2 protein-coding genes are annotated in these 1,740 nt (G+C 46.9%); one reads left to right on the top strand and one right to left on the bottom strand.

Going from position 1 to position 1,740, the window contains the following annotated elements; all coding sequences use genetic code 11:
• On the top strand, positions 1-922 hold a 922-nt coding region (locus COY37_RS05215; protein ID WP_286976566.1), incomplete at its 5' end, for an S-layer homology domain-containing protein.
• A 201-nt stretch (positions 923-1,123) separates the two neighbouring features.
• Here COY37_RS05215 and COY37_RS05210 read toward each other — a convergent pair.
• On the bottom strand, positions 1,124-1,740 hold a 617-nt coding region (locus COY37_RS05210), incomplete at its 5' end, for a sugar-binding protein (protein WP_286976563.1).

Here is a 1,740-nt window from a genome sequence, read left to right as displayed (position 1 = left end):
CATTCCGTGGACGCTATCTGCAGGTGATGGTAAGAAAACTGTCTATGCAAAGTTCCAGACAGCACCCGAAAACTGGGGCGATCCTGTTAGTGCTAACATTACGTTAGATACCACACCTCCGAAACTTAGCATAAGCGATAGTCCGCTTAGCTCTGCCGCACAATCTAGCGAACCGTCCGGTTTTGGATACAAAAACATCATTGTTCAGGCAACCGATGAATCCGGTATCGATAAAGTTGAGTTTTACCTCAATGATAAATTGATGGTGACCGATACCGAAGCGCCGTATGCCTACAGGTGCTCATACGCGCTGCATTCAATGACGGATAATGCTCTAAAAGCAATAGCATACGACGAAGCGGGAAATACGAATTATGCGATCAAATACCTATCTTCAGCGCAAGCCTCTTTTAAGGATGTCGAGTCCAATTACTGGGCAAAGCCGTTTATAGATGAGCTAAGTAAAAGGAACATCATTAGCGGGTTCGCTGACGGCCAATTCAGACCGGGTGAAAATGTAACGCGCGCAGAGTTTGCGAAGATAATTTGTCTTGCTATGGGCTGGGAATTGGTTGCCTCAACACAACAATCATTTTCAGATGTGCCGGCCAAGCACTGGGCATGTTCATATGTTGAGACAGCCAAAGTACATGGTGCTATAGATGGCTACAAAGACGGCACATTTAGACCGAGCAAGAACATAACGAGAGCCGAGATCTCTAAGATAATAGCAATTACTAAGGGTCTTAGCTCGCAGTCCTCCAATGATTTTACTGATGTATCGAATTGCTGGGCGAAAGACTTTATTTTATCCTGTGCTAAGCAAAATGTTATCTCCGGCTATCCGGATAGAGCCTTCAAACCTCAGAAGAAGGCCACGCGTGCGGAGGCAGCCAAGATACTTGCCGCCATTATAAACTAGCGGATCTACGTTTTATAAGGCGGAGAGTAGCAATACGTTTGCTCGTAAGCCTCGACGTGAGCTTCACCTTCAAAAAGCAGTTTGCCATCTAAGGTCAGCCAGCTGTGGCAGGTACATACGCAAAAAGCAAAAACAACCTGTAGAGCCTAGCTTCTACAGGTTGTTTTGTAAAAAGCCCGAGATTCTATGCAAGTCGATTGGCTATTGGCTAGCCAATTTTAGTTTGCCGAATTTCATCGAGCCTGTAAAGCTTGGCCATGATGCGTTGCTCCAATCGCCTCGTGATCCGAGGAAACCATCGGCGTAATGCCATTCTTCAAATTTAATACACACTCCGACAATGTTGCCTGGGCGTATATTCAAATTCTGAATGTTGGAGAACTTGAGCGGGATCTTGAGTTCGTATATATAATCTCCGGATGCATCAGGGGCTGAGTGGGTAGCGTGCCCGATGGTGTCGCTTGGTTGGTCATCTACCTGCCACTGGTTGGTGTCGATCGCGTGTGAATCGACATATTCCAGGTTCCAGAAGTGCTTATCATCTTCGTTGCTATCGACCTGGCCGTTATTGTTGTTGTCGAATGCGACATCGAGTACATCCATATCGCCGGTTGGTTGGTATCCGGCGGCTTCGAAATCGTCACCCGTGATTTTCACAGCTACATAGAGGTATGTATCATCGTTCTTGAAATAGACGTCCATTTGATGGGATTCTTCGTGCGGGGTTGGGGTCGCATCATCGCGGTATGTTAACGTTTTGCTTTTTACAGGGTCTGGCCACTCGCCGGGGCTTAATATGCCATCTACCGTCGGTGCGG

This window comes from Candidatus Aquicultor secundus, assembly GCF_002791875.1.
GTDB classification, from domain to species: Bacteria; Actinomycetota; Aquicultoria; order Aquicultorales; family Aquicultoraceae; genus Aquicultor_A; species Aquicultor_A secundus.
This window is presented reverse-complemented; position numbering and strand designations above follow the sequence as displayed.